The sequence below is a fragment of the Rhodococcus sp. NPDC080181 genome, assembly GCF_040702225.1.
GTDB classification, from domain to species: domain Bacteria; phylum Actinomycetota; class Actinomycetes; order Mycobacteriales; family Mycobacteriaceae; genus Rhodococcoides; species Rhodococcoides fascians.
The window spans coordinates 19,538-45,759 of sequence record NZ_JBFBKN010000009.1 but is presented as its reverse complement, the minus strand read 5'-3'; the positions used below and the strand labels follow the sequence as shown (position 1 = coordinate 45,759).

General features: G+C 64.7%; 22 protein-coding genes. 12 read left to right on the top strand and 10 right to left on the bottom strand.

Annotated elements, in window-relative coordinates; genetic code table 11:
• Positions 1–145: 145 nt before the first annotated feature.
• Positions 146–652 (bottom strand): 2'-5' RNA ligase family protein, encoded by a 507-nt coding sequence (locus AB0O58_RS12745; protein ID WP_366238245.1) that lies wholly within the window; start codon positions 650–652, stop codon positions 146–148.
• A gap of 10 nt (positions 653–662) precedes the next feature.
• Between AB0O58_RS12745 and AB0O58_RS12740 the strand changes: the two genes are divergently transcribed.
• Positions 663–1,760: an isocitrate/isopropylmalate family dehydrogenase gene (locus AB0O58_RS12740; RefSeq protein WP_366238271.1), complete on the top strand. Its 1,098-nt coding sequence runs from the start codon at positions 663–665 to the stop codon at positions 1,758–1,760.
• A gap of 21 nt (positions 1,761–1,781) precedes the next feature.
• Here AB0O58_RS12740 and AB0O58_RS12735 read toward each other — a convergent pair whose 3' ends face one another.
• A complete protein-coding gene (locus AB0O58_RS12735) occupies positions 1,782–2,609 on the bottom strand; it encodes a class I SAM-dependent methyltransferase (protein ID WP_366238244.1) in 828 nt (275 codons plus the stop codon).
• Positions 2,610–2,823: 214 nt separating this feature from the next.
• Here AB0O58_RS12735 and rpsA point away from each other — a divergent pair, with 214 nt between their 5' ends.
• Positions 2,824–4,302 carry a 30S ribosomal protein S1 gene (rpsA, locus tag AB0O58_RS12730; RefSeq protein ID WP_027497255.1) on the top strand — a complete coding sequence of 493 codons (1,479 nt, stop codon included), beginning with the start codon at positions 2,824–2,826 and terminating at the stop codon, positions 4,300–4,302.
• 150 nt (positions 4,303–4,452) lie between these two features.
• Here the strand turns inward: rpsA and AB0O58_RS12725 are convergent, their stop codons facing one another.
• On the bottom strand, positions 4,453–4,662 hold the full coding sequence (locus tag AB0O58_RS12725; protein WP_121869710.1) for a hypothetical protein: 210 nt from the start codon (positions 4,660–4,662) through the stop codon (positions 4,453–4,455).
• Positions 4,663–4,791: 129 nt separating this feature from the next.
• Here AB0O58_RS12725 and coaE point away from each other — a divergent pair, with 129 nt between their 5' ends.
• Positions 4,792–6,009 (top strand): dephospho-CoA kinase, encoded by a 1,218-nt coding sequence (gene coaE, locus AB0O58_RS12720; RefSeq protein WP_283312332.1) that lies wholly within the window; start codon positions 4,792–4,794, stop codon positions 6,007–6,009.
• A gap of 16 nt (positions 6,010–6,025) precedes the next feature.
• Here the strand turns inward: coaE and AB0O58_RS12715 are convergent, their stop codons facing one another.
• Positions 6,026–6,571, bottom strand: a complete 546-nt coding sequence (locus AB0O58_RS12715; protein ID WP_283312333.1) for a DUF402 domain-containing protein — start codon at positions 6,569–6,571, stop codon at positions 6,026–6,028.
• Between the two features lie 78 nt (positions 6,572–6,649).
• On the opposite strand from AB0O58_RS12715, the gene uvrB reads away from it, so the two are divergent.
• Complete coding sequence (gene uvrB / locus AB0O58_RS12710; RefSeq protein ID WP_283312334.1) at positions 6,650–8,812, top strand: excinuclease ABC subunit UvrB; 2,163 nt, start codon at positions 6,650–6,652, stop codon at positions 8,810–8,812.
• Between the two features lie 64 nt (positions 8,813–8,876).
• Entirely contained in the window at positions 8,877–9,743 is an 867-nt protein-coding gene (locus AB0O58_RS12705) for a hypothetical protein (protein ID WP_283312335.1), read from the top strand.
• Between the two features lie 6 nt (positions 9,744–9,749).
• Here AB0O58_RS12705 and AB0O58_RS12700 read toward each other — a convergent pair whose 3' ends face one another.
• Positions 9,750–10,607 (bottom strand): ABC transporter permease, encoded by an 858-nt coding sequence (locus AB0O58_RS12700; RefSeq protein WP_283312337.1) that lies wholly within the window; start codon positions 10,605–10,607, stop codon positions 9,750–9,752.
• A complete protein-coding gene (locus AB0O58_RS12695) occupies positions 10,604–13,462 on the bottom strand; it encodes an alpha/beta fold hydrolase (RefSeq protein WP_366238243.1) in 2,859 nt (952 codons plus the stop codon). The genes AB0O58_RS12700 and AB0O58_RS12695 overlap by 4 nt, the downstream gene beginning before the upstream one ends.
• A 182-nt stretch (positions 13,463–13,644) precedes the next feature.
• Here AB0O58_RS12695 and AB0O58_RS12690 point away from each other — a divergent pair, with 182 nt between their 5' ends.
• A complete protein-coding gene (locus AB0O58_RS12690; protein ID WP_008715916.1) occupies positions 13,645–14,097 on the top strand; it encodes a universal stress protein in 453 nt (150 codons plus the stop codon).
• A gap of 64 nt (positions 14,098–14,161) precedes the next feature.
• Here the strand turns inward: AB0O58_RS12690 and AB0O58_RS12685 are convergent, their stop codons facing one another.
• The 3 genes from AB0O58_RS12685 to AB0O58_RS12675 form a co-directional block, all read right to left on the bottom strand.
• On the bottom strand, positions 14,162–16,483 hold the full coding sequence (locus AB0O58_RS12685) for an ATP-binding domain-containing protein (protein WP_283312339.1): 2,322 nt from the start codon (positions 16,481–16,483) through the stop codon (positions 14,162–14,164).
• 144 nt (positions 16,484–16,627) lie between these two features.
• A complete protein-coding gene (locus AB0O58_RS12680; RefSeq protein WP_366238242.1) occupies positions 16,628–17,818 on the bottom strand; it encodes a DoxX family membrane protein in 1,191 nt (396 codons plus the stop codon).
• Between the two features lie 140 nt (positions 17,819–17,958).
• Positions 17,959–18,648: an MBL fold metallo-hydrolase gene (locus tag AB0O58_RS12675; protein ID WP_366238241.1), complete on the bottom strand. Its 690-nt coding sequence runs from the start codon at positions 18,646–18,648 to the stop codon at positions 17,959–17,961.
• A gap of 258 nt (positions 18,649–18,906) precedes the next feature.
• Here AB0O58_RS12675 and uvrA point away from each other — a divergent pair, with 258 nt between their 5' ends.
• Positions 18,907–21,831, top strand: a complete 2,925-nt coding sequence (gene uvrA / locus AB0O58_RS12670) for an excinuclease ABC subunit UvrA (RefSeq protein WP_032374518.1) — start codon at positions 18,907–18,909, stop codon at positions 21,829–21,831.
• A gap of 81 nt (positions 21,832–21,912) precedes the next feature.
• Here uvrA and AB0O58_RS12665 read toward each other — a convergent pair whose 3' ends face one another.
• Entirely contained in the window at positions 21,913–22,293 is a 381-nt protein-coding gene (locus AB0O58_RS12665) for a DUF1844 domain-containing protein (protein WP_032365519.1), read from the bottom strand.
• 403 nt (positions 22,294–22,696) lie between these two features.
• On the opposite strand from AB0O58_RS12665, the gene infC reads away from it, so the two are divergent.
• The 5 genes from infC to pheS all read left to right on the top strand — a co-directional run bounded on the left by infC (position 22,697) and on the right by pheS (position 26,183).
• Positions 22,697–23,413, top strand: a complete 717-nt coding sequence (gene infC / locus AB0O58_RS12660; RefSeq protein WP_032365534.1) for a translation initiation factor IF-3 — start codon at positions 22,697–22,699, stop codon at positions 23,411–23,413.
• A 116-nt stretch (positions 23,414–23,529) separates the two neighbouring features.
• Positions 23,530–23,724, top strand: coding sequence for a 50S ribosomal protein L35 (gene rpmI / locus AB0O58_RS12655; protein ID WP_008715923.1), 195 nt, complete (start codon positions 23,530–23,532; stop codon positions 23,722–23,724).
• Positions 23,725–23,810: 86 nt separating this feature from the next.
• On the top strand, positions 23,811–24,200 hold the full coding sequence (gene rplT / locus AB0O58_RS12650; protein WP_008715924.1) for a 50S ribosomal protein L20: 390 nt from the start codon (positions 23,811–23,813) through the stop codon (positions 24,198–24,200).
• A 38-nt stretch (positions 24,201–24,238) separates the two neighbouring features.
• Positions 24,239–25,045: an RNA methyltransferase gene (locus AB0O58_RS12645; RefSeq protein WP_032400020.1), complete on the top strand. Its 807-nt coding sequence runs from the start codon at positions 24,239–24,241 to the stop codon at positions 25,043–25,045.
• A 70-nt stretch (positions 25,046–25,115) separates the two neighbouring features.
• Complete coding sequence (gene pheS, locus AB0O58_RS12640; RefSeq protein ID WP_032374315.1) at positions 25,116–26,183, top strand: phenylalanine--tRNA ligase subunit alpha; 1,068 nt, start codon at positions 25,116–25,118, stop codon at positions 26,181–26,183.
• Positions 26,184–26,222: the final 39 nt, after the last annotated feature.

Sequence of the window (26,222 nt, the reverse complement as noted above, 5' to 3'; positions counted from 1 at the left end):
CTAGGACGCTGGTGGCATGACAATTGTACTGGTGGTTGTGTTGGTGCTCCTGGCCCTCGATGCGTTGGTCGTTGTCGGCCGTACACCGGATACACACGCGGAGGTGACCCAATTCGGGGACTTCCGATTCTGACAGGCCCGACGGTCAGCCGATACGCCCCTCGCACTTGTTGTCGCCGTCCCATCGACGCAGGGCAGCGGCAGAGCCGGTCAGGTCGTCCAGGTGCGGGCACAGCAGGCGCGTCGCGGCACCTGCTTCGTCGGGTGTCAACCGCCGGGCCAGTGTGACGTGCGGCGTCCACTGCCCGATGGCGACGTTGTCGAACGAGCCCGAGCCCACTGCGGCATGCATCCGAGCATGCAGGTCGAGCAGCTCGACGCTCGGCACGACCAGACGGGCCAGGGTGGCGGTCCGGCCACCGAACACGACGAGACCGCCGAGGCGAACATCGAACGGGTCGAAGTGCACGGCCGCACCGGAATCGACGGACGCGGGCATGGACGACGCCACCACGACGGTGATGTGCGGACGGTTCGACTCGCCCCGATGACGGTTCTGGCTCGGCAGGCCGGCATCGGAGAGTGCCGCCCACTCGCGGCGAACCGCAGTATCGAGCCCCGAGTCGAGGAGGAGTTCGGCGGACTGCACCATGTAGTCCATGATGTCGCAGATGGACGGACGAGATGCACCCACGTTGCGAATCGGGGCCATGACCGGCGACGGCATCGGTCACGAGATCGTGCCCGCCACGATCCGAGTGGTCGACGCGGCAATCGCGGCAGTCGGGGGATCGGCGGTCGAATGGGTGCACCTACCGCTCGGTCGCGGTGCCATCGACGAGTACGGCACACCGATGCCCGAGAGCACGCTGCAGAAGCTGGGCGAGCTCGAGTGTTGGATTCTGGGGCCGCACGACAGTGCCTCGTATCCGGAGCCGTTTCGTTCGCAGCTGACCCCGGGCGGGCGGATTCGGAAGGATTTCGACCTGTTCGCCAACATCAGGCCTGCGAAAGCCCTTGCCGGCGTGCGAGCGATGTCGCCGAACATGGACTTGGTAGTGGTGCGGGAGAACACCGAGGGGTTCTATGCCGATCGCAACATGTTCGTCGGCAGCGGAGAATTCATGCCGACTCCCGACGTGGCACTCGCGGTCGGGGTGTTCACCCGTCGGGCATGCGAACGCATTGCGCGCGAGGCATTTTTGCTGGCTGACAGACGCCGCCGCAAGCTCACCATCGTGCACAAGACCAACGTGCTGTCGATGACGACGGGATTGTTCCGCGATGCGTGCCGCAGCGTGGGCGAGCAGTTCCCGCACGTCGAGGTCACCGAAGAACATGTGGACGCCCTCGCAGCGCATCTGGTTCGACGCGGTGGGGACTACGACGTCATCGTGGCCGAAAACATGTTCGGTGACATCCTGTCGGATCTGACGGGAGAGTTGTCCGGCTCGCTCGGTACCGCCCCGTCGATCAATTCCTCGCAATCACAGGCCATGGCGCAGGCGTCACACGGTTCCGCCCCGGACATCGCCGGCAAGAATCGCGCCAATCCGACGGCGCTGTTCCTGTCGGCCGCGATGCTGCTCGAGTGGCTCGCCGATCGGCATGGGAACGACCGGCTCGCCGCAGCCGCCGGGCGGATCCGACACGCTGTCGACGACACCGTCGAATCCGGCGTAGCGACAGCAGACCTCGGCGGGCAGGCGTCGACCAGCGCCTTCACCGAGACCGTCGAGGCCCGGGTGCACCGGCGCTGAACCGTGTGCCGGAACCCGTGTTCAGAGCGGTTTACGGCTGCTGAAGATCGCGGTGCCGGGAAAGAGCTGGCCGCGCAGTGGGCTCCACTGACCCCACTCGCGGTCGAGCCACTCCGGCCAGTCCGGCTCGACGATGTCGCGCACCTCGAGACCTGCGGCGACCAGCTCGCGCACGCGGTCACCGATCGTGCGGTGATGCTCGACGTAGTTGGGGGTCCCGTCGGCGTCGTACTCGACGTACGGGGTTCGATCGAAGTACGGAATCGTTGCGGTCAGACCGCCCACCCCGGGATCGTCGGGGAACACCCAGCGCATCGGATGATTGACCGCGAACACCCAGATGCCGCCCGGCCGCAGTACCCGCGCCACTTCCTTCATCACATTGGCGGAGTCCGCGACGAACGGAACCGCACCGAAGGCCGAGCACACGATGTCGAACCGCTCGTCGGCGAACGGCAGGGACTCGGCACTGGCCTGAACCAGCGGAACTGTCGACCCACCCGCGGTCATGGCATCGACGCCGCGCTGCAACATGCCCATCGAGATGTCGAGTCCGATGGCGCGCGCGCCCTGGGTCCCGAGCCAGCGGGCGCACGGTGCGCTGCCGCAGCCCACCTCGAGGACGTCCTTGCCCGCGACGTCACCCAGCAGATGCACGTCGCCCTCGTGCAGTCCTTCCGGGCACCAGACGAACTCCCCGGATTCGGTCGCCACCCCGAGAAACGCGCCGTGCGTACGGTGGTAGTTGTCGGCGTCGGAATCCCACCAGAGTCTGCTGGCGCGGTCGCTCGCGGCCGAATCGACACGGCCGCGGCCGGGAGTGGACGATGGCACAGGAAGATCGTTCACACGCCGACTCTAACCGGGTTTGTGCTGGTACTGCGGCATCGCGTACCCTGATCACCGCGAGTGTGCTCGTGCTGCGCTCAGGTCGGGTTCGCCCGTCCTCTGCGTCCGCGGAGTCGGCAGGAATATAGCCGTCCTCACTCGTGCTGCACATGTTCTACAGGTCCGACCGAACATCCATCAACCGATACCCAACCCGTCCGGAGCAACTCAACACATGCCCTCAACCACAACCTCACCGCAGGTGGCCGTAAACGATATCGGCTCCGCAGAGGATTTTCTCGCAGCCATCGACGCGACGATCAAGTACTTCAACGATGGTGACATCGTCGAAGGCACCATCGTCAAGGTCGATCGCGACGAGGTTCTACTCGACATCGGTTACAAGACCGAAGGCGTCATCCCTTCTCGCGAGCTCTCCATCAAGCACGACGTCGACCCCAACGAGGTCGTCTCCGTGGGAGATGAGATCGAAGCACTCGTCCTCACCAAGGAGGACAAGGAAGGCCGCCTGATCCTGTCCAAGAAGCGAGCTCAGTACGAGCGCGCTTGGGGCACGATCGAGGAGCTCAAGGAGAAGGACGAGGCCGTCAAGGGCACCGTCATCGAGGTCGTCAAGGGTGGACTCATCCTGGACATCGGTCTCCGCGGCTTCCTGCCTGCCTCGCTCGTCGAGATGCGTCGCGTCCGCGACCTCCAGCCGTACGTCGGCAAGGAGATCGAGGCCAAGATCATCGAGCTCGACAAGAACCGCAACAACGTGGTCCTGTCGCGCCGCGCATGGCTCGAGCAGACCCAGTCCGAGGTCCGCAGCGAGTTCCTGCACCAGCTCCAGAAGGGCCAGGTCCGCAAGGGCGTCGTGTCCTCCATCGTCAACTTCGGTGCCTTCGTGGACCTGGGTGGCGTCGACGGACTCGTGCACGTCTCCGAGCTGTCCTGGAAGCACATCGATCACCCGTCCGAGGTCGTCGAGGTCGGCACCGAGGTCACCGTCGAGGTTCTCGACGTCGACCTGGACCGCGAGCGTGTTTCGCTGTCGCTCAAGGCAACTCAGGAAGATCCGTGGCGCCAGTTCGCTCGCACCCACGCGATCGGCCAGATCGTGCCCGGCAAGGTCACCAAGCTGGTTCCCTTCGGTGCATTCGTGCGCGTCGAAGAGGGCATCGAGGGCCTCGTGCACATCTCCGAGCTGGCCGAGCGCCACGTGGAGGTTCCGGACCAGGTCGTGGGTGTCGGCGACGACGCACTCGTCAAGGTCATCGACATCGATCTCGAGCGTCGCCGGATTTCGTTGAGCCTCAAGCAGGCCAACGAGGACTACGCAGAAGAGTTCGACCCGTCCAAGTACGGCATGGCCGACTCGTACGACGAGGGTGGCAACTACATCTTCCCCGAGGGCTTCGACTCCGAGACCAACGAATGGCTCGAAGGCTACGAGAAGCAGCGTGAAGAGTGGGAAGGTCGCTACGCCGAGGCCGAGCGTCGCCACAAGATGCACACCGCTCAGATGGAGAAGACGGCCAAGGACGAAGCTGCCGAAGCCGCCAACACCAACTACTCCTCCGAGTCGGGTCAGGCTCCCGCCGATGCAGAAGGCGATGCTCCCGCAGCGTCGGCTCCGGCCTCGACCGGTGGATCGCTGGCCAGCGATGCGCAGCTCGCTGCACTTCGCGAGAAGCTGTCGGGCAACGCCTGATAGATGTAGTCCACCCGTGAGGGTGTGACCTCAGCCCCGGTTCTCCCTGCGAGAGCCGGGGCTTTCTCGTTCGAAGGCGCAGATGTGCAGCAGGAACGACAACGGACCCGGTTCTGGTGAACCGGGTCCAAGGGTGAGGGGGAGTGCGAACTACGCGGCGGTGGCTGGGCTCCACTGGCCGACGCTCGCCGTGCGCTTACGCATCGTGGCGAAGCTGTGGCGGGCGGGGGTCAGCAGGTTGGTGAACCAGTTACGCCGGTGGTCGGCCAGCGCCGAGGCAACTTCTGGAATGAGAATGCAGTGAACGCCTGCATCCATGCCGAGGCGGTGCCGACCCGGTTGGATCTGATTGCTTCGCATGGGTGTCCTTTTCGCTGGCAGTGGGTCGGCACATCGAGGTTGCGCTCGTCGAAGATAACCGACAGGCTCGCAAAACCGGTGCATTTGAGGCTGGTGTGCTTCGGCGTGTTCGAGTGTCAGACTGGACGCATGCTGAGACTGGGACTGACCGGCGGAATTGGTGCCGGCAAATCGACCGTGGCGAAAGTGCTGACCGAACTCGGGGGAGTGCTCGTCGACTCGGACGTACTCGCACGTGAAGTCGTGGAGCCGGCAACGCCTGGACTGCAACAACTGACGGACACCTTCGGTACCGAGATACTGGCACCCGACGGGTCGCTCGATCGGCCAGCCTTGGCGGCCAAGGCATTCGGCGACGAGGAATCCCGCAAGAAACTCAACGCGATCGTGCATCCGTTGGTCGGTGAGCGCACCGCCGAGATCATCGACGGGGCAGCACCGGATGCCGTAGTGGTGCAGGACATTCCGCTCCTCGTCGAAGGCTCGATGGGTCCGTTCTTCCATCTGGTCGTCGTCGTCTGGGTCGACGCAGAGGAACGAGTCCGCAGGCTGACCGGCCAACGACACATGCCCGAGGCCGATGCCCGCGCGCGTATCGCCGCGCAGGCGACCGACGACGCGCGCCGAGCTGCGGCAGATGTGTGGATCGACAACACGGGTGCGCCCGGCAGCGTCGACGATCAGGTACGAAACTTGTGGAACGAGCGCGTGATTCCCTTCGAGCGCAACCTCAGAGAGGGGATCGTCGCCCGGACACATCCGGAACTGGTGACTGCAGACCCGGCCTGGGAATTACAGGCGCGGCGGATGATCGCGCGCCTGGCTCTCGCGTGTGGGGACAAGGCTGTGCGGATCGACCACGTCGGATCGACGGCGGTACCCGGACTCGATGCCAAGGACGTGCTCGATATTCAGGTCACGGTGCGTTCGCTGGCCGACGCAGATTCCGTCGGCGAACAGTTGCGCGTCGCCGGGTTCCCCGGCGTCGAGTCGAGTGACTTCGACGATCCGAAGCCCGCGTACGGAGTGGGCGGTGAGGCCGATCCGGCCGTGTGGGGCAAGCGTTTTCACGGTAACGCAGATCCCGGCCGTCCGGCCAACGTTCATGTTCGGGTCGACGGTTGGCCGAACCAGACGTTCGCGTTGTTGTTCCGCGACTGGCTCCGGGCGGACGCGGCTGTCGCGACGGAATACGCCGCTATCAAGCGGCGTGCGTCAGAAGCCGCCGCCGGGATCGCCGAATACCAACCGGCGATCGATGCCTACATAGACGCGAAGGCGCCGTGGTTCGACGTGGCGTATCGGCGGGCGTGGCAGTGGGCGGAGGAGACGAACTGGACTGCCTGAGGCAGAGCTGCGCGGTTCAGGCCGGTTTGCCGTTCCATTCCGTCGGCATTCCGATCGACGCGAGCCAGGCGTTCAGGTCGTATTCGTGCCGCGTCAGTCCTTCGATGGCCGCGATCGATCGGGACAGCGCCCGCTCGGCTGTCGGGGTGTCCAGATGCTGTGCCACGCGCGCGTCGAACAGCTCGTCGACATCCAGCAGGTCGTAATCGCGGCCGGTGCGAACACTGAGGTCGAGATAGTGATCGACCGAGGTCCATCGGCTGGCCCCGGCCGTGTACTCGCCGATGTCGACGTAGTAGTCCTGGTCCCTCGCGTGTGCGGGCAGGTAATGGAATACCGAGGCCCGGAGCCCGAGAGCAGGCAGTAGCCAGGACTCCAGATAATCGAAGTGGGCATGGTCGGAAGGCCGGGCCATGTACAGCCCCCATGGCTCCACGCGGTATTCGTCGACCACGCGAACGAACCCCTTGGGATCGACGTTGGTCTTGGCGACCAGGTCGAACGTCTCGTGTTTCGGGGCGTGAACGACGGTGTGCGCACCGGCTGACGTGTGAGCGACCATGCCTGTAGAAGCTACCGGGAACAGACCTCCGAGGTCTCTCCGACGGAACTTGTCGGTGGTCGCGTCTACGCTTGTGTAATGGCGTTTGCATCCGAACATCCCGTTGTCGCGCACTCCGAACACCGTCCGGTGGGAGCGATCGAGCGCACCGGACCGGCGTTCGAGGTCGTCAGCGAACACGTTCCGGCCGGTGATCAGCCGACCGCCATCGCCGAACTCGAACGTCGGATCAAGGCGGACGAGAAGGACGTCGTGCTTCTCGGTGCCACCGGTACCGGTAAGTCGGCCACCACCGCCTGGCTGATCGAGAAACTGCAGCGCCCCACCCTGGTGATGGCACCGAACAAGACTCTCGCAGCGCAGTTGGCGAACGAGCTGCGAGACATGTTGCCCAACAACGCCGTCGAGTACTTCGTCTCGTACTACGACTACTACCAGCCCGAGGCGTACATCGCGCAGACCGATACCTACATCGAGAAGGACTCGTCCGTCAACGACGACGTCGAGCGTCTGCGGCACTCGGCGACGGCATCCCTGCTCTCCCGCCGAGACGTGGTCGTGGTGGCCTCGGTGTCGTGCATCTACGGTCTCGGCACCCCGCAGTCGTACGTCGATCGGTCGATCGAGCTCGAGGTCAACGTCGAGGTCCAGCGCGATGCGCTGCTCCGGCTTCTGGTCGACGTGCAGTACACGCGCAACGACATGGCCTTCACCCGGGGATCGTTCCGAGTCCGCGGCGATACTGTCGAGATCATTCCGTCGTACGAGGAATTGGCGATTCGCATCGAGTTCTTCGGCGACGAGATCGAAGCTCTGTACTACCTCCATCCGCTGACGGGCGACATCGTTCGCCAAGTCGATTCGGTACGCATCTTCCCGGCCACCCACTACGTCGCTGGACCGGAGCGGATGGAACGGGCGGTCAAGGACATCGAGGCCGAGCTCGAAGCTCGCCTGGCCGAGCTCGAAGGCAAGGGCAAGCTGCTCGAGGCGCAGCGGCTTCGGATGCGCACGCAATACGACTTGGAGATGATCAAGCAGGTCGGCTTCTGCTCCGGCATCGAGAACTACTCGCGGCACATCGACGGTCGCGGGGCCGGCACCGCACCCGCGACCCTGATCGACTACTTCCCCGAGGACTTCCTACTCGTCATCGACGAATCCCATGTCACCGTCCCGCAGATCGGCGCGATGTACGAGGGCGACATGTCGCGCAAACGGAACCTGGTCGATTTCGGGTTCCGGTTGCCTTCCGCAACGGACAACCGGCCGCTGACGTGGGAAGAGTTCACACAGAGGATCGGCCAGACGGTCTACCTCTCGGCCACCCCGGGAAAGTACGAGCTCGGCCAGACCGGAGGGGAGTTCGTCGAGCAGGTCATCAGGCCCACCGGACTTGTCGATCCCCAGGTGGTCATCAAGCCCACCAAGGGACAGATCGACGACCTGGTGCACCAGATCCGGGAGCGCGCGGAGAAAGACGAGCGCGTGCTGGTCACCACTCTGACCAAGAAGATGTCGGAGGATCTCACCGATTACCTACTCGAGCTGGGTATTCGCGTCCGGTACCTGCACTCCGACATCGACACATTGCGCCGAGTCGAGCTGCTGCGTCAGCTCCGGCTGGGTGAATACGACGTCCTGGTCGGCATCAACCTGCTACGTGAGGGCCTCGACCTTCCAGAAGTGTCGCTCGTGGCGATTCTCGACGCTGACAAGGAAGGCTTCCTCCGCAGCGGTACGAGCCTCATCCAGACCATCGGTCGCGCCGCTCGAAACGTCTCCGGTGAAGTGCACATGTACGCCGACAAGATGACCGATTCCATGACGTACGCGATCGAAGAGACGGAACGTCGGCGCGAGAAGCAGATTGCCTACAACAAGGAGCGGGGAGTCGATCCGCAACCGCTGCGCAAGAAGATCGCCGACATTCTCGATCAGGTGTATCAGGAAGCGGAGGACACCGACACTGCTGTCGAAGTGGGCGGCTCGGGTCGGAACGCCAGCCGCGGTCGGCGAGCGCAGGGCGAAGCGGGCAGGTCGGTCAGCTCCGGGGTGTACGAGGGGCAGGATGTCTCGTCGATGCCGCGCGCCGAGCTGGCGGACCTGATCAAGAACATGACCGATCAGATGATGAACGCGGCTCGCGAGTTGAAGTTCGAGTTGGCCGGTCGCCTGCGCGACGAGATCCAGGACCTTAAGAAGGAGCTCCGGGGCATGGACGCGGCCGGCCTCAAGTAGGTCCGGCGGGTGGTGCGGGTCGAGCCTGCGGAACGATCCGAAATGGTTCGGTTACGGTTCAGAGATGGACGCAACCACTGCCGGCCGCACCTCTCGTGCACTCGAACTCATCCATTCGATGACCTATTTCCTGCCGGAGACGCAGGACGCTCTCGTTGCTGCTGGCTTACCGCCACGGGCCTGCTATTTCGCCGGCCGTGCAGCACCCCTCGGGCCGGTCGGTGCAGGTGTCGTCGCAGCCACGTTCTACAACTTCAACCGCGACCTCATCAGCCCGCTGGTTCCGGCGGCCTGGGCCATCGCCTCGCCCGACGAGATCATGGCAATCCGTTACGCCACACTCGACGCCGCATTCCAGCGTCTGTTGGGCTCCGAGACGCTGTCGTCCCCGGACATGGCCGAAGCTGCCGACCTCGCATCGATCGCTGCGCGTGGAATCCCAGGAGACGACGGTCGGCCGCTGTATGCCGCCTACGCCGAACTCGAGTGGCCGCAAGCGCCGCACCTCGTGTTGTGGCACGCGCTCACCCTAATCCGCGAATACCGCGGAGACGGTCACATCGCCGCGCTGCAGACGGCAGGGTTGAACGGCCTGGACGCGCTGATCACCCACACCGCCACCGGGTACGGCTTCGAGAAGGAATTCGCGCGCAAGCGTCGTGGCTGGTCGAACGAGCAGTGGAACGGAGCTGTGGCGTCCTTGGCCGATCGTGAACTACTGACGGCCGAAGGCGCGTTGACTCAGGACGGCAAGGATCTCCGCACTCTGGTCGAGGACATCACGAACGACCTCGCGCTGGCCCCGTGGGCCGCCCTCGGCGAAGACGGCGCGGCTCGGCTGGTCTCGCTCGCGACGCCGTGGCGTGAGGCCATCGTGGGCCAAGGCGTCATACCCGCGGGAGTGTTCGGCCCGGCGATCACCAAGAAGTAGCTCGGGTCAACTGGTGATGTCTTTCGTGGCGAAACGTCGCCACGCGATCAACCCGAATACCGCCGCGTAGGTGATGGCCGAGAACGATCCGACCACCATGTCGTTCCAGTCGATATTCGTGCCGAAGGCGTCGATCCACGAGTTCGCGTAGTGCCCGGGCAAGTAGTTGCGTAGCGATCCCAATGCCGTGATCTGATCGAGGATCTGCATCAGAATCGACGTCATGACCGCGCCGCCGACGGCCCCGAGAGGGGCGTCGGTGAGCACCGACAGCAACATCGCCAGACCTGCCACCCACAGCAGATTGACGCCGATGTAGGCGACCGCGATCAGCAATCGCATCAGGGAAGTGCCGTACGAGAGTCCTTCACCCAGCGGCGTGACCAGTGATTCGGCACCGTACATCACCGTCCCGATCAGCAGGGACACTCCGACCAGCACCAGAATGGCGGCGCTGGACAACGTGGCCGAGACGAGTGCCTTCTGGGTCAACAGTCGGCTTCGAGGGACCGGGATGGCGAGCAGGTAGCGCAGGCTCGACCACGATGCCTCGCTCGCAACGGAGTCGCCGAAGAACAGCGCCACCACGACGATGAGCAGAAATCCGACGGACATGAACAGTGCGAAGACGGTGAAGTTCATGCCGCCCCGCGTGCCGAGCTCGATCAGCCCGCCGGCATCGGAGTCGGCGCTGGAACTGCCCACGGTGAAGGCGACGACCAGGATCACCGGTAGCAGGGCAAGGAAACCGATGGCGAGCTGAGTGCGTCGCCGGCCCAGCTGTCGGCGCAGTTCGGTACGAAACGGCAGGGTGCGCCCGCCGGTGTAGCCCGCTGCGCGGCCGTCTGCGTGCGTTGTACTCATGAGCGATCCTCGCTGGAGTCGGCCTCGTGAACGACCGGGCCTGGGGTATCTCGATGAACGAGGTCGAGGAACACGTCCTCGAGTCGGGTGGACTGGGAGAAGCCGCGGACCGACACTCCCGCGGTGACGAGTTCCCTGATGACAACAGCGGAATCGGCGTCGGTCAGGTCGACGGTCACCGTGCCGTCGTCGACGATCACCGCGCCGTCATGGCCGGCGGCGTCGAGTACCGACCGGGCGCGGCCGGCGTCGTCGACCCTGATCTCGGTCTGCCCACCGGCTGCTGTCAGCTCGCGGACGGTGCCCGAGCTGATCACGGAGCCACGGTTCATGACCACTACGTGCGTGCACGTCTGTTCGACTTCGGCGAGGAGGTGGCTCGACACCAACACGGTGCGTCCCGTCTTGGCGTAGTTGATCAGCACGTCACGCATGGTTCGGATCTGTGGCGGGTCGAGGCCGTTGGTCGGTTCGTCCAACACCATGAGATCCGGTAGACCCAGCATGGCCTGTGCAATGGCGAGGCGCTGACGCATGCCTTGGCTGTAGGACTTGACCTTGCGTTCGATGGCTGCGCCGAGGTCTGCGATCTCGAGTGCCTCGTCGAGGTGAGCGTCTTCGATCGGTCGCCCAGTCGCCTCCCAGTACAGCCGCAGATTCTGGGTGCCGGTCAGATGCGGAAGGAAGCCGGAACCCTCGACGAAGGAGCCGAGCCGCGACAACACCGGGGCACCGGGTGTGACCTTGTGACCGAAGACCCGGATGTCGCCGCCGGTGGGGGTGATCAGGCCCATCAGCATGCGCAACGTGGTGGTCTTTCCGGCACCGTTCGGTCCTAGCAGTCCGAGTACCTGCCCCTGTTTCACCTCGAAGCTGACGCCGTCCACGGCGCGGAACCCGTTCGAGTACGTCTTGGCCAGGTCGGTGATCACCAGGGGAGTGTCGATGAGAGCCTCGTCGACCTCGGCCACCGTGCGGCGTCTGGTTCGCACGATCGTCGCCACGACGATGCATCCGACGACCAGGACGACCACGCCGATTCCGATCAGTGGAGCGACGGGGACGGTGCTGTTCGCGCTCGCCACCGCGGGAACGGTCGGCAACGCGACGGACGTGGTCGCCATGGTCACGCTGAATTGTGCGGGCTCCAGCGGGACGGCGTATGCCTGGTCGGTGGTGGAGACGCTCAGTTCGAGTCGATGCCCTTGCTGGACGGTGTAGCTGATTCCAGGGAGGGCGACAGTGACGTCGACGGGGTCGATGCTCCCGGTGTCGGGCAGTCGGATGGCCGACACTGCACCGCCGGGAAGGGTGCGTGTGCCGTTCGGGGCGACGTCGTACAGTTTCGCGAACAGGACGGCCTGGCCGGGCCCGGCCAGGGACGCCACCCGGAGATCGACTCTCGGCGCGCCGGTGATGGTCAGTGACGAGTCGACGGGCTCGCTCGTGAAAATCGCGGACTGGCCCGGAAGGTCCGCAGTCAGCGCTGCACCGGCTTCGGTCGATCCGAGTGTCGACAACACCGAACCCAGACCGGGGACGGACGAGATGGCCGACGGTGACGCGCCGGGCGGACGAATGATCGTCCCGTCCTCGGAGGCGGGGGTGAAGGTCACCGTATTCGTCTGTGTGGGTTCGGAGTTCGGGGTCAGGCCTGGGTAGTCGGGAGCCGTCATCCGACGATTGCGTTCGCCTCCTCGTTCATCGGCTGCGCGCTGCGTCGAATACACGAACGGCGCGCTGTCGGAGGGCGCGGGATCGGGGGTGCCGCGCAGAGTCCGGTCGAAGAAGTCGGCGACGGCTCGATCCGACGCACCGTTCGTTCCACCGGCATCGTGCCCACCGTCGAACCACCGGACAGTCACGTCACCGCCTGCGGCTGCGATCTGCCGAGCCGTCGCGTCGGCCTGGTCGAGACCGAACAGAGTGTCTTGGGTGCCCTGTAGGAGAAGCGTCGGAGCCGTGATGTTCGACGCGACCGCGACGGGCGAGTGGGCAGTCAACAGATCGAGTAGCGGCTGGCTGGGAATGCCGGTGACTGCGGATTGTGCGTAGGCGTCGCAGAATTCCTGCGCGAATCTGCCGCACGCGGATGCGCCCCCGCCACTGTCACCGTCCCCGGAACTACTGGGCGCAGCGCTGGAGGCACCCGCTCCGAAGAAGACGCCGGCCCATCCACGTTTGAGGACGCCGGGTCCGCCGTATTCGGCACCGGCCGGGGAGTCGATGTTTCCGAGCGTTTCTCGACCTGCGGACGAGGTGACGCCGAAGTTGGGGAACAGGGCCTGGCCCAGGTCGTTCCAGGTGATTGCAGCGGCCACCGAGTCCACGCGGGGGTCTGTTCCGCCGGCACTGAGGGCCAGTGCCCCGCCGTACGATCCGCCTGCCACGCCGACGTGGGGATCACCGGGCGCATCGAGTTGTACTTCCGGCTGTTCGGCCAGCCAGTCGATCAGGCCGCGGGCATCGGCGACCTCGCGATCGGGGTCGTTGATGGAGATGGAACCCGTGCTGTCACCGAAGCCGCGCGCGGTGTAGGCGAGAACCACGTATCCGCGGGCGGCGAGATCACGAGCTTCGCCGTCGACCGAGTCCTTGCTGCCGCCGAAGCCGTGCGCGAGCAACACAGCCGGAGCGGGGGTCGATTCGGGAATGTAGAGCCGGGTGTCGAGGTCGACGGTCTCCGTCGAACCGGGGCTGTCCGGTAGCGTGATGCGCGCGTCACGCGTTGCAGTGTCGGCTTCGCGTCCCTGGGGGAGGAATGCGAATGCGAGGGCGGCCACGATCACGATCGAGATCGCGACGGCACCGAGAGCGAGGGCCCGTCTCGACAACGGCGGGCGGGGGATCGGCATGCAAACCAATGTATGTGAGTGGCGCGGATCGTGTTGTTCCCCAAGTTCACGTGCCGATCGTCGACTTCCGGCTACTGTCAGCGCATCAGTCCCCGGACCACGTCTTCAGGTCCTGTGACTTGCACCAATCCAGTTCGACCAGAAGTGTCACATCTGTGTGTGACCGACAAATGGAGGAATGAATGAGCGCCTACCGCACCGTCGTCGTCGGAACCGATGGCTCCGAATCGTCACTGCGGGCAGTGGAGAAGGCCGCGGCTCTGGCGGGAGATGCCGATGCCACCCTGGTGATCGCGTGTGCTTACTACCCGGCCGATCCGAAAGACACCTCTGCCGCCGCCGACGCACTCCGCGAGGACGCCTACCAGATCACCGGTTCGGCACCGACGCGCGAAATCCTGCGCACCGCCCGAGAGCACGCCACCAAGGCCGGCGCGAAGAACATCGAGGAGAAGCCGATCGTCGGAGCGCCCGTCGAGTCTCTCCTGGCGCTCGTGGACGAGGTCAAGGGCGATCTACTCGTCGTCGGCAACCGTGGGCTGAACTCGTTGACCGGTCGCTTGCTCGGTTCGGTTCCGTCCGACGCGGCCCGCAAGTCGACCTGTGACGTACTGATCGTGCATACCGTCCGCTGATTCTCTCGTAGTACGACAATCGGCCCGCTCCGTCGAAGATGACGGGGCGGGCCGACTGTTCTCGTCAGGCTTCGGCGTCGAAGGGCTGCAGGGCACCGAGTTCCAGGGGCAGAGGGTCCACATGGACGACTCCGAGTCGCTGGGTTGCTCGGGTCAGGGCCACGTAGAGGTCGTTCATACCCTTGACGGACTCCGCAACGATGGCGCTCGGCTCGACGATGAGCACCGAGTCGAATTCGAGCCCTTTCGCGTCCTTGACCGTCGACACGGTCACCACATCCGATGCCAGGTGCCGGAGTTGGGAGACGAGCTCGGAGGGAACCAGCACTGCGCTCAGGCCGGGGCGAGGGTGATCGGCCACTCGCTTCTCGACCGCCGTCACCAGATCTGCTGCGGCTACTCGTTGAGCCCACGGCTCGACGCCGGTGCTGCGAATGGATCGCGGTTCGGACTGCTCCGGATCGATCGCCGCGAGCACGTCGTGCGCCACCGTCATGATCTCCGACGGCGTTCGGTAGTTGACCGTCAGTTCGGTGAGCTTCCAGCGTTGAGCCACATACGGTTCGAGAACCGATCCCCAGGACGAGGTTCCGGCCGGGTCTCCGGTCTGCGCGGTGTCACCCACCAGTGTCATCCACCGATTGGGGATGCGCCGCATCACCATTCGCCACGCCATCGCCGACAGCTCTTGCGCCTCGTCCACGATCACGTGCCCGTAGGTCCAGGTACGGTCGCCGGCTGCGCGTTCCGCGGTGGTGAGTCGCTGACCCGAATTCTGGCGTCGCGCAAGCTGATCGGCGTCGATCAGGTCGTACGCCATCAGAATCTCCGGGTCCAGTTCGTCCTCGAGGTCCTGCGGTGCAGACCCGGTCAGGATGTCCAGCGCGCCCTGGGCATCGGCGATCTGGCCACGCCATTGACGCTGAGCCTGTTCACGTTCGGCAGCATCGTCGACGCCGAGTAGCTCGGCGAGCTCGTCGAGAAGCGGGGCGTCCGCGGACGAGAAGCCGTGGCCGCGGCGCAGCAGCGATACGCGCTCCGACTCGTCGAGCGCAGGTGCGGCCGATGCGATTTTCTCCGGCGACGCGAACAGGTCTCGAAGAACCTGCTGGGGCGACAGATCCGGCCACAACTCGTCTATCGCAGCCATCACGTCGTGGTCCTCGCGCATCTCGTCCCGCATGTCCGCAATGTCGTCGGCGCTGAGCAAGCTCGATCCGTCCACCACGTTCTGGCCGAGTTTCGCGGCCAGCTGATTGGCCAACTGGTCGATGACCGAGGACACGAACAGAGGCCGAGCCAAGTTGTGTGGTCGCCGGGAGGACCGGGCGCGGCCGCGGGCACGCGTGACTATCTTTCGATCGAGGGTGATGTCGTAGGTGTCGAATTTCAGCCGGCGCGGCTGTGCGGGCACCTCCTGGCGATCACGCACCGCCTGCGTCAGTACGTCGACCATCGACAGTCTTCCCTTGACCTCGGTGGCCAGAGCCGAATCCTCGCGCTGCGCACGGACTCCGGGGTACAGATCGCCGATGGTCGACAGCAATACCCCGGTTTCGCCCAGCGACGGCAGCACCTGGCCGATGTAGTCGAGGAACGTGGCATTGGGCCCGATGATCAGGACACCGCTCTTGCCGAGCTGTTGACGGTACGTGTACAGCAGATACGCAGCTCGGTGCAGTGCCACCGCCGTCTTGCCGGTGCCCGGTCCGCCCTGCACCACCAGCACACTGCGATGCTGTGAGCGGATGATTGCGTCCTGCTCGCTCTGGATCGTCTCGACGATGTCGTTCATCTGACCGGTTCGCGCTGCATCGAGAGCGGACAGCAGCGCACCCTCGCTGGCGACGCCACCCGCAACAGCGGCATCGTTGGACGACTGCGCGGAATCGAGGTCCAGGAACTCGTCGGCGATGGCGGTCACCTTGCGTCCGCGGGTACGGATGTGCCTGCGGCGCAACACGTTTTCGGGAGCTGCCGGTGTCGCCAGATAGAACGGACGGGCCATGGGAGCTCGCCAGTCCAGCAGTAGTGTCTCGTAATCGTTCTTGTCGTCGAGGATTCCGACACGGCCGATGTAACGCTCGGGGCGGTCGTCGACTTTCGGATCGAGGGTGTCCGGATCGAGGTCGATGCGTCCGAAGCAGAGTCCGTTCTCGGCTGCGTCGTACTTGGCGATGTCCTCGGTGTACATCTGGTTGAAGGATTCGCGCTCGCTTCGGGCCTGCGGTGTTCCGCCGGTCTCGAGCAGCACGGCGCGAAGTCGGTTTGCGGCATACTCGCGCAGTGCATCGAGCTGCGTGTACAACCGCGTCAGATGCGCCTGTTCGAGGTCTTCCTCGATGGGTGCACCGGGATCGTTCGATGGGTGGCCGTCGTCCGGCAAAGGTTCTCCTCGGGAGTTCGGCCGAGGCGAAAATATCGCCTCGAAATCAGCCAGAGCAGTCTACGCCGCAGAACGGCCCTGTCGCAGAACCGCGAGTTCTGGGACAGGGCCGTGCGCGAACGACGTCGAGCGTCGTGGGTAGACCTACTTCGCGTACTGCTGGAGCTTCTTGTCCAAGTTCTTCTGCGCCTTGGCAACTCGCTTCTCGAGCTTGGCCCGAGCCTGCTCGGTTGCCTTTTCGAGTTCCTTGTTCTGCTTCTCGGCCCGCTTACGAGCGCGCTTGCCGAGGGTGTCGACCCGATCCGACGCGATGTCGGCCCACGTGGCGCCGCGCTTCTGAGCCTCTTCGGCCAGAACGGATCCCTTCTCGGCAGCGAGATCGGCGAGCTTTGCTCCGCGCTTCTGTGCCACCTCGGCCAGTTCACTGCGACGGTCGGCAGCGACGTCGACCAACTTCGAGCCACGATTCTGAGCGAGCTCGGCCCAATCCGAGCTGCGGTGCGCGGCCTTGTCGGCGAGCTTCGATCCACGCTTCTGCGCTTCTTCGGCCAGATCGCTTCCGCGGTCGGCAGCAAGCTCGGCCAGCTTCGAGCCCCGCTTCTGGGCTTCCTCGGCCAGCTCCGAACCCTTGTCGGCGGCGATGTGAGCCCACCGGTTCAGAGCGGGCTGCGCGACCTCTGCCAGCTCCGAGCCCTTCTCGCCGGCGATGTCGGCGAACTTGGCCAGCTTCGGCTGTGCAGCGTCGGCGAGCTTGGCCAGCTTCGGCTGTGCGGCGTCGGCCAGGTCGGCACCGCGGCTCGCTGCGATCGAGGCAATTTCCTTGACGCGTTCGCCGGTGTCGTGAGTGGTGTGACCGGGCAGCGCTGAGACCACAGATTCCTGTGCGCGGCGTGCCGCCCGCTTGCTGCGCCACGCGACGGAGGGCTTGCCCTCGGTGTCGACGGCCGCGATCAGCAATCCGCCGAGCAGGCTGAGGTTCTTGAAGAAGTGGATGCGTTGCGCAGCCTTGGTCTCCGGGTCGGTTTCGTTCCAGAACGCGTGTCCGGCCAGTGTCGTCGGAACGAGGCTTCCGGCCAGAGCGAGCGATGCGATGCGCGGTGCCTTGCCGGTGGCCAACAGAATGCCGCCGGCGACCTGGATACCGCCGTTGATCCGAACCAACGTCTCGGGATCGGTCGGCACGTTCGCGGTGACCTCGTTCGGCAGAGCATCCTTGCTCTGCTCGATCAGCGGAGCGGCTGCCTTCGCCCTGCCGGCGGGATTACGAAGTGCATCGACGCCCCCGGAGATGAAAATCGTAGACATCAGCGGACGGGCGATACGGCGGACCAGCATTGACAGCCTCCTGCGTAGTTTCTCGTGTCATGGCGGTTGTACGTGCGGACTCGCACCGAAAATAGTTCGAAGTCACCGGTGCGTGCACTTTTGTCACACTCTTCATACCCCGTGTTTCACGCTCTCAAGCACGCGCGGCGTCACCAGCCGCGTTCGCGCCATTCCGCCAGGTGCGGCCGCTCGTCACCGAGGGTGGTGTCCTTGCCGTGCCCGGGGTAGACGATGGTGTCGTCGGCGTAGCGGTCGAACAATTTGGCGCTCACGTCGTCGAGGAGGTGGGTGAAATCCTCGGGGCCGTTGGTTTTGCCGACGCCGCCGGGGAACAGAGAATCGCCGGTGAAGAGGTGCGTCGTCTTGCCCTCGGCATCGGTCAGCGCGAGTGCTATCGAGCCCGGAGTGTGACCGGTCAGATGCACCACATCGAAGGTGAGATCACCCACCGACACCGTGTCGTGGTCGGCCAGAAGACGGTCCGGAGCTACCGGCAGCGGTTCTGCGTCCAGCTCGTGGGCCGCGGTGGGCGAGTCGGTGCCACCGGCGATATCGGCCAGCGCCTGCCAGTGGTCGGCATGCTGATGGGTGGTGACGATCAGAGACAGGGTCGGTGCGTTCTCGTCGAGAAGCAGTGAGATGCGGTCCGCCTCGTTGGCGGCGTCTATCAGCAGGGAATGGCCCGTTGCGGAACAGACGACCAGGTAAGTGTTGTTGTCCATGGGGCCGACCGACATCTTGGTGATCGTGGCTCCGGGGATCGTCCGCCGCTGCGGGGGTGAACCCTGTGCAACGACGCCGGTGTAATTGTCGTCGATGACCATGAGGTGCTCGTCCATTTCGAGGACGCTACCGTCGGCAGCAACGACGGGAGCGCCGGGGTCACGCTCGTGGAAAAGTGTGTCGGTACCTGGACCTACCATTGCTACGAGGTGAGGTTCGTCGCTCACCTCGACAGGTTTTCGACGTGGAGTCCTCGGCTACACGGCGTGTGATCGGTGCATCGGCACCACGCGTCATCATCGACTCGACGTCGGACAATGCTGCGTCGAGCAGCAACACGGCTCGACGTGCTCGTGAGAAAAGAAGGGAACACAGTGGCGGATCGCCTGATAGTGCGAGGTGCACGGGAGCACAACTTGAGGGGGGTCGATATCGACCTGCCCCGGGACGCGCTGATCGTGTTCACCGGTTTGTCCGGTTCGGGCAAGTCGTCTCTCGCCTTCGACACGATCTTCGCCGAAGGCCAGCGTCGCTACGTGGAGTCGCTGTCCGCATACGCACGGCAGTTCCTCGGTCAGATGGACAAGCCCGACGTCGACTTCATCGAAGGCCTGTCGCCCGCGGTCTCGATCGACCAGAAGTCGACCAACCGCAACCCACGCTCGACCGTGGGCACCATCACCGAGGTCTACGACTACCTACGGTTGCTGTACGCCAGGGCGGGCACTGCGCACTGCCCGGTGTGCGGCGAGCAGATCGCCAAGCAGACTCCACAGCAGATCGTCGATCAGGTTCTCGACATGGAGGAGGGCCTGAAATTCCAGGTCCTAGCGCCGGTGGTCCGAACCCGTAAGGGCGAGTTCGTCGACCTGTTCGACTCGCTCAACACTCAGGGCTACTCACGTGTGCGCGTCGACGGTGTCGTCCACCAGCTCAGTAGCCCACCGGTGTTGAAGAAGCAGGAAAAGCACGACATCGAGGTCGTCGTCGACCGGCTCACCGTCAAGTCCAGTTCGAAGCAGCGGCTCACCGACTCGGTGGAAACCGCACTGCGGCTGGCAGACGGGATCGTGGTTCTCGACTTCGTCGACCGTGAGGAGAACGCCCCCGATCGGGAGCGTCGTTTCTCGGAGAAGCTCGCGTGTCCCAACGGCCACCCGCTGTCCATCGACGACCTCGAACCGCGATCGTTCTCGTTCAACTCGCCTTACGGTGCCTGCCCCGACTGTGTCGGGCTCGGCGTGCGCAAGGAGGTCGATCCCGAGCTGGTGGTGCCCGACGGTGATCTGAGTCTGGCCGACGGGGCCATCGCGCCGTGGTCCATGGGCCAGACGTCGGAGTACTTCGGCCGCTTGCTGTCCGGACTCGCCGACGCCATGGGCTTCGATCTGCACGCTCCGTGGAACAAGCTGCCGGCAAAGGTCAAGCGAGCTGTCCTGGAGGGCAGCGACCACCAGGTGCACGTGAAGTACAAGAACCGGTACGGCCGCACCCGGTCGTACTACGCCGAGTTCGAGGGCGTCATGCCCTTCCTGCACCGCCGCCTCGAGCAGACCGAATCCGAACAGATGAAGGAACGGTACGACGGCTACATGCGCGACGTTCCGTGTCCTACCTGCAACGGAGCCAGGCTGCGTCCAGAAATTCTGTCGGTCACCATCGCGGCAGGTGATTTCGGGCCGAAGTCGATCGCCGAGGTGTGTGAACTGTCCATCGCCGACACGGCCGACTTCCTCAACAGCCTCACTCTGGGGCGACGCGAGGAAGCGATTGCGGGCCAGGTCCTCAAGGAGGTTCAGGCTCGACTCGGCTTCCTGCTGGACGTGGGTCTCGAATACCTGTCGTTGGCGCGCACCGCGGGCTCGCTGTCCGGCGGCGAGGCGCAACGTATCCGGCTCGCCACGCAGATCGGCTCCGGCCTCGTCGGCGTGCTCTACGTACTGGACGAGCCGTCCATCGGACTGCATCAACGGGACAACCGCCGGCTCATCGACACGCTGACGAGACTGCGCGATCTCGGCAACACATTGATCGTCGTCGAGCACGACGAGGACACCATCCGTACCTCCGACTGGGTCGTGGATATCGGACCGTTGGCCGGTGAGCACGGCGGACGCGTCGTGCACAGCGGTTCCTACGCGGACCTCCTCACCAACGACGAATCGCTCACGGGTGCGTATTTGTCGGGTCGCATGGAGATCCCGCTGCCGGACACCCGTCGGGTGGTCGACAAGAAGCGACAGGTCACCGTCGTGGGTGCCCGTGAACACAACCTCCAGGGAATCGACGTCAGCTTCCCTCTCGGTGTTCTGACGTCGGTCACCGGTGTCTCGGGCTCGGGTAAGTCGACGCTGGTCAACGACATCCTCGCGACCGTGATGGCCAACAAGCTCAACGGTGCCCGGCAGGTTCCCGGTCGGCACACCCGGATCAACGGTCTGGACCAACTGGACAAGCTGGTTCGCGTCGACCAGTCGCCGATCGGCCGCACGCCCCGGTCCAACGCCGCGACGTACACCGGGGTGTTCGACAAGATCCGTACGTTGTTCGCGGCCACCACCGAGGCCAAGGTTCGTGGGTATCAGCCCGGGCGATTCTCGTTCAACGTCAAGGGCGGTCGGTGCGAGGCATGCTCGGGAGACGGCACGTTGAAGATCGAGATGAACTTCCTGCCCGACGTCTACGTTCCCTGCGAGGTGTGCGAAGGCGCTCGCTACAACCGCGAGACGCTCGAAGTGCACTACAAGGGCAAGACCATCGCCGAGGTCCTGGACATGCCGATCGAGGAGGCTGCCGACTTCTTCGAGGCCATCACGTCCATTCACCGGTACCTCAAGACACTCGTCGAGGTCGGCCTCGGTTACGTCCGCCTGGGTCAACCGGCGACGACACTGTCCGGCGGCGAAGCTCAGCGTGTGAAACTCGCAGCCGAGTTGCAGAAGCGATCGACCGGCCGCACCGTCTATATTCTCGACGAGCCGACCACGGGCCTGCATTTCGAGGACATCCGGAAGTTGCTCGGCGTGGTGAACGGACTCGTCGACAAGGGGAACACCGTGATTGTCATCGAGCACAATCTCGATGTCATCAAGGTCTCCGACTGGGTCATCGACATGGGGCCCGAAGGCGGTTCGGGCGGCGGAACGGTTGTGGCGCAGGGTAATCCGGAAGCCGTAGCAGCGGTGCCCGAAAGCTACACCGGAAAATTTCTGCAGGAGGCGCTCTCCCGCGAGGTAGTGGCGTCCACGCCGAAGGCGGCCCCGAAGAAGCGTCGGGCTCGTAAGGTCGCTGCGGTCTGACGCGAACACGTCGACGACGAAGCCGCATCCGGATTGCCGGATGCGGCTTCGTCGTCTGTGGGTGGGGTGGGGTGCGCTCGTTCAGTGCACCGGGCCGGTGTACTTCTCACCGGGGCCGAGTCCTGGCTCGTCCGGGTGTGCTGAGGCTTCCCGGAACGCGCGTTGCAACGCCTGGAGGCCGTCGCGAATCGGTCCAGCGTGGGGACCGAGGTACTCGACCGACGCGGTGACCAAGCCGGCGAGTGCGGTGATGACGCGTCGGGCCTCGTCGAGATCGAGGTAGGGGCTCTCCGCGGGATCGGGCTCGGACAGACCCAGCTTCTCGGCCGCGGAACTCATCAGCATCACTGCTGCACGGCTGATGACCTCGACCGCGGGAACCTCGGCGAGTTCCCGGACTTCTTGCTCGATACCGGTGGGGTCGGAGCCTGCGGGATCGGCGGGCGTGGATGAACTGGTCATACCTACGAGAATCCCACGCCGCGGGTGCCGTCGGTCGGATCGGGTGTCGACTCGGCTTCATCGACCGGTGCGATTGTCGGTTTCGGCATTCTGCTGGTAGTCTGACTCGACGACCGTCTTCGGCGCGCGCTCCTCGATGGAGTTCACCGCATGAAGGCAGCAAGTGGAGCCCGACTCCCACCGGTATGTGATCCGAATGGATCGCTTCCGGTCCGGTCGCACGAAGGTCTCCCAATCGGGATTCCACAGTGCTTCCTCCTCGTGAGGAGACTGTACGACGCGCTATGTCGTACGGATCGACCGGTCGACATCGGGCCCTGCTGTCGGTACAGACCGGCTGCAGGGTTTTTTCGTTTTCGGTGTTGGTTCGCCGAGCGTGATGTCGAGGTTCGAGGGCGACGGGCTGTGTAAGTGGCAGGCGGTCGGGTTACACACCACACCGCACTACCTAGGAGGCCCCATCAGCACTGAGACCCGCATCAACGATCGCATCCGAGTTCCCGAGGTCCGTCTTGTCGGACCAGGCGGTGAACAGGTGGGGATCGTGCGTGTTGAAGATGCACTCCGCTTGGCTCTCGAAGCCGACCTCGATCTTGTCGAAGTAGCTCCCGACGCACGTCCGCCGGTCTGCAAGATCATGGACTACGGGAAGTTCAAGTACGAGGCTGCGCAGAAGGCGCGCGAATCGCGCAAGAACCAGACGCTCACCGTCATCAAGGAGCAGAAGCTCCGCCCGAAGATCGACGCGCACGACTACGAGACCAAGAAGCGCAACGTGGTTCGCTTCCTCGAAGCCGGCTCGAAGGTCAAGGTCACCATCATGTTCCGTGGTCGCGAGCAGTCGCGCCCCGAGCTGGGTTTCCGTTTGTTGCAGCGCCTGGGTGCCGACGTCGCGGAACTAGGTTTCGTGGAAACGTCGGCCAAGCAGGACGGCCGCAACATGACCATGGTCCTGGCTCCGCACAAGGGTGCCAAGACTCGCGTGAAGGCTCAGGAAAGCGCTGCCGCGCCGCCTGCGCAACGCGCACCGGCCCCCGCGCCGGAACAGCCCGCCGCAGCAGCTCCGGCTGCCGAGGCACCGGCCGCAGCAGCTCCGGCTACTCCGGCTCAGACCAACTGAGCTTCGCGCTCTACCAGTAAGACAGTCCCGCACCCGCCTCGGTGCGCAGTCCGTTCCGAGGCGCTGCGTGGCTGTGCCATGCACCACCGAAGAGCTAATACAGAACAGAGGATTTCATGCCCAAGCAGAAGACGCACAGTGGTGCCAAGAAGCGATTCAAGGTGTCCGGCAGCGGCAAGATCCTGCGCCAGAAGGCCGGCCGTCGCCACCTGCTCGAGCACAAGCCCACCAAGGTGACTCGTCGCCTCGATGGTGTCGCCGTTGTCAAGAAGGCCGACGTGCCTCGGATCAAGCGCCTGCTCGGCATCTGATCCGGCTCGCCGCCGACTGATTTCGGTCGGCTTCATCCCATTACCATTCGGGGTTTCACACGCCCCCAGATCGACAGGATTCACCAGTGGCACGCGTAAAAAGGGCCGTCAACGCCCAGAAGAAGCGCCGTTCGATTCTCGAAGCGTCCAAGGGCTACCGCGGACAGCGCTCACGTCTGTACACCAAGGCCAAGGAGCAGCAGCTCCACTCGCTCACCTACGCGTACCGGGACCGCCGCGCGCGCAAGGGTGACTTCCGCAAGCTGTGGATCACGCGTATCAACGCTGCAGCGCGGGCCAACGACATCACCTACAACCGATTCGTTCAGGGCCTGAAGGCCGCGGGCGTCGAGGTGGACCGCAAGATCCTCGCCGAGCTCGCTGTGTCCGATGCCGAGGCATTCGCCGGCTTGGTCGCCATCGCCAAGGCTGCATTGCCTGCCGATGTCAACGCTCCTGCTGGAGAAGCAGCCTGAGCGAGTCGCCGCACGACGATTCAACTCCGAAACGACCCGTGGATTCGCTGACCGAGCGAACTCCGCGGGTCGTTTCGGCCGTCAAGCTCGCTCGCGCTGCAGAGCGCAAGAAGACGGGACTGTTCCTTGCCGAGGGCTTCAATGCTGTGTCCGAGGCTGCGCGGTTCGGTTCGGTCCGCGAGCTGTTCTTCACCGCAGATGCCTTCGACCGGCACGAGAGCCTCATCGCCTCCGTCGAGGCCGGTGGCGCACGGGTGTTTCCGATCACCGATCGTGCCGCGAAGGCATTGTCGGACACCGTCACCCCGCAGGGTCTGATCGCAGTCACCGAGTTGGTCGACGTCCCGATCGACCGTGCGTTGGCAGGGAAACCGCGGCTGGTGGCCGTTCCGGTGGAAATGGCCGAGCCTGGTAATGCCGGCACGATCATTCGTGTTGCCGATGCCGCCGGGGCCGATTCGGTGGTCCTGCTCGGCGACTCCGTCGACCCGCACAACGGCAAATGCGTGCGGGCCTCGGCCGGCAGCGTCTTCCATCTTCCCATTGCGCGGGAGCGCTCGATCGAAGACGGTATCGACGGACTGCGCCGTGCCGGTCTGACGGTCGTGGCGACTGCCGCCGACGGCGAAGTCGACTTGGACGACGCAGACGAGCTGCTCGAGCAGCCGACTGCGTGGTTGTTCGGCAACGAGGCCCACGGTTTGTCCCTCCCCGTTGCCCAAGCTGCCGATCACCGGATCAGAATTCCCATCCACGGTCGGGCGGAGAGTCTGAACCTGGCGACCGCCGCGGCGCTGTGCCTCTACGCGAGCGCCCGTGTTCGACGACGGTCGGCGAACCCGTGAATACGGTCGCCTAGGATCGTTACCACTCTGCTTCGTGCAGACCGACCATTATTCGAGGAGTGCATCTGTCGTGGCGAAGAAAGAGTCCGGGCCCGAGCCGGTAGATCCGAGCGTTCTCGAAGAGTCCGCACTCGACGCTGCGGTGGACTCGGCCGAACAGGCGTTCGCCGACGCGTCGGACCTCGATGCGCTCACGAAGGTCAAAATCGATCACGTGGGTGGAAAGGCGCCACTGGCGTTGGCTCAGCGCGCCCTCGGAGCTCTACCCGGTGACCAGAAGGCGGACGCGGGCAAGCGCGTCAAGGTGGCACGAGACCGGGTGCAGAAGTCCTTCGACGAGCGCCGCGCAGTGCTGTCGGCGGAGCGCGATGCAGCGATTCTCGTGGCCGAGACGATCGACGTGACGCTGCCGACCGACCGGACGCCCGTCGGAGCGCGTCATCCCATCACGATCATCTCGGAGCAGGTCGCCGATGTCTTCGTCGGTATGGGCTGGGAGGTCGAAGAGGGCCCCGAGGTGGAAACCGAGCACTTCAACTTCGACGCGTTGAACTTCCTGCCCGATCACCCGGCTCGCACGATGCAGGACACGTTCCACATCGCACCGGAGGGCTCGCGGCAGGTACTGCGTACGCACACGTCGCCGGTGCAGGTGCGGTCGATGCTCTCCCGCGACGTACCGATCTACGTCGTCTGCCCTGGCCGAACGTTCCGTACCGACGAGCTCGATACGACGCACACTCCGGTCTTCCATCAGGTCGAGGGGCTCGCGATCGACAAGGGCCTGACGATGGCGCATCTGCGCGGAACGTTGGACGCGTTCGCGCAGGCTCTTTTCGGCAGCGATACGCGTACCCGGATGCGGCCCAACTACTTTCCGTTCACCGAGCCCTCCGCCGAGGTCGACGTGTGGTTCCCGAAGAAGAAGGGTGGAGCCGGTTGGGTCGAATGGGGTGGCTGCGGAATGGTCAACCCGAAGGTGTTGCAGGCCAGCGGCATCGACCCGGAGGTGTACACCGGTTTCGCGTTCGGCATGGGTCTCGAGCGAACTCTGCAGTTCCGCAACGACATCCCGGACATGCGGGACATCGTCGAGGGGGACATCAGGTTCACTCTGCCCTTCGGTGTTCAGGCCTGACGCCGCTACTCTCCAGCCCCACTTCATCTCGGATACAAG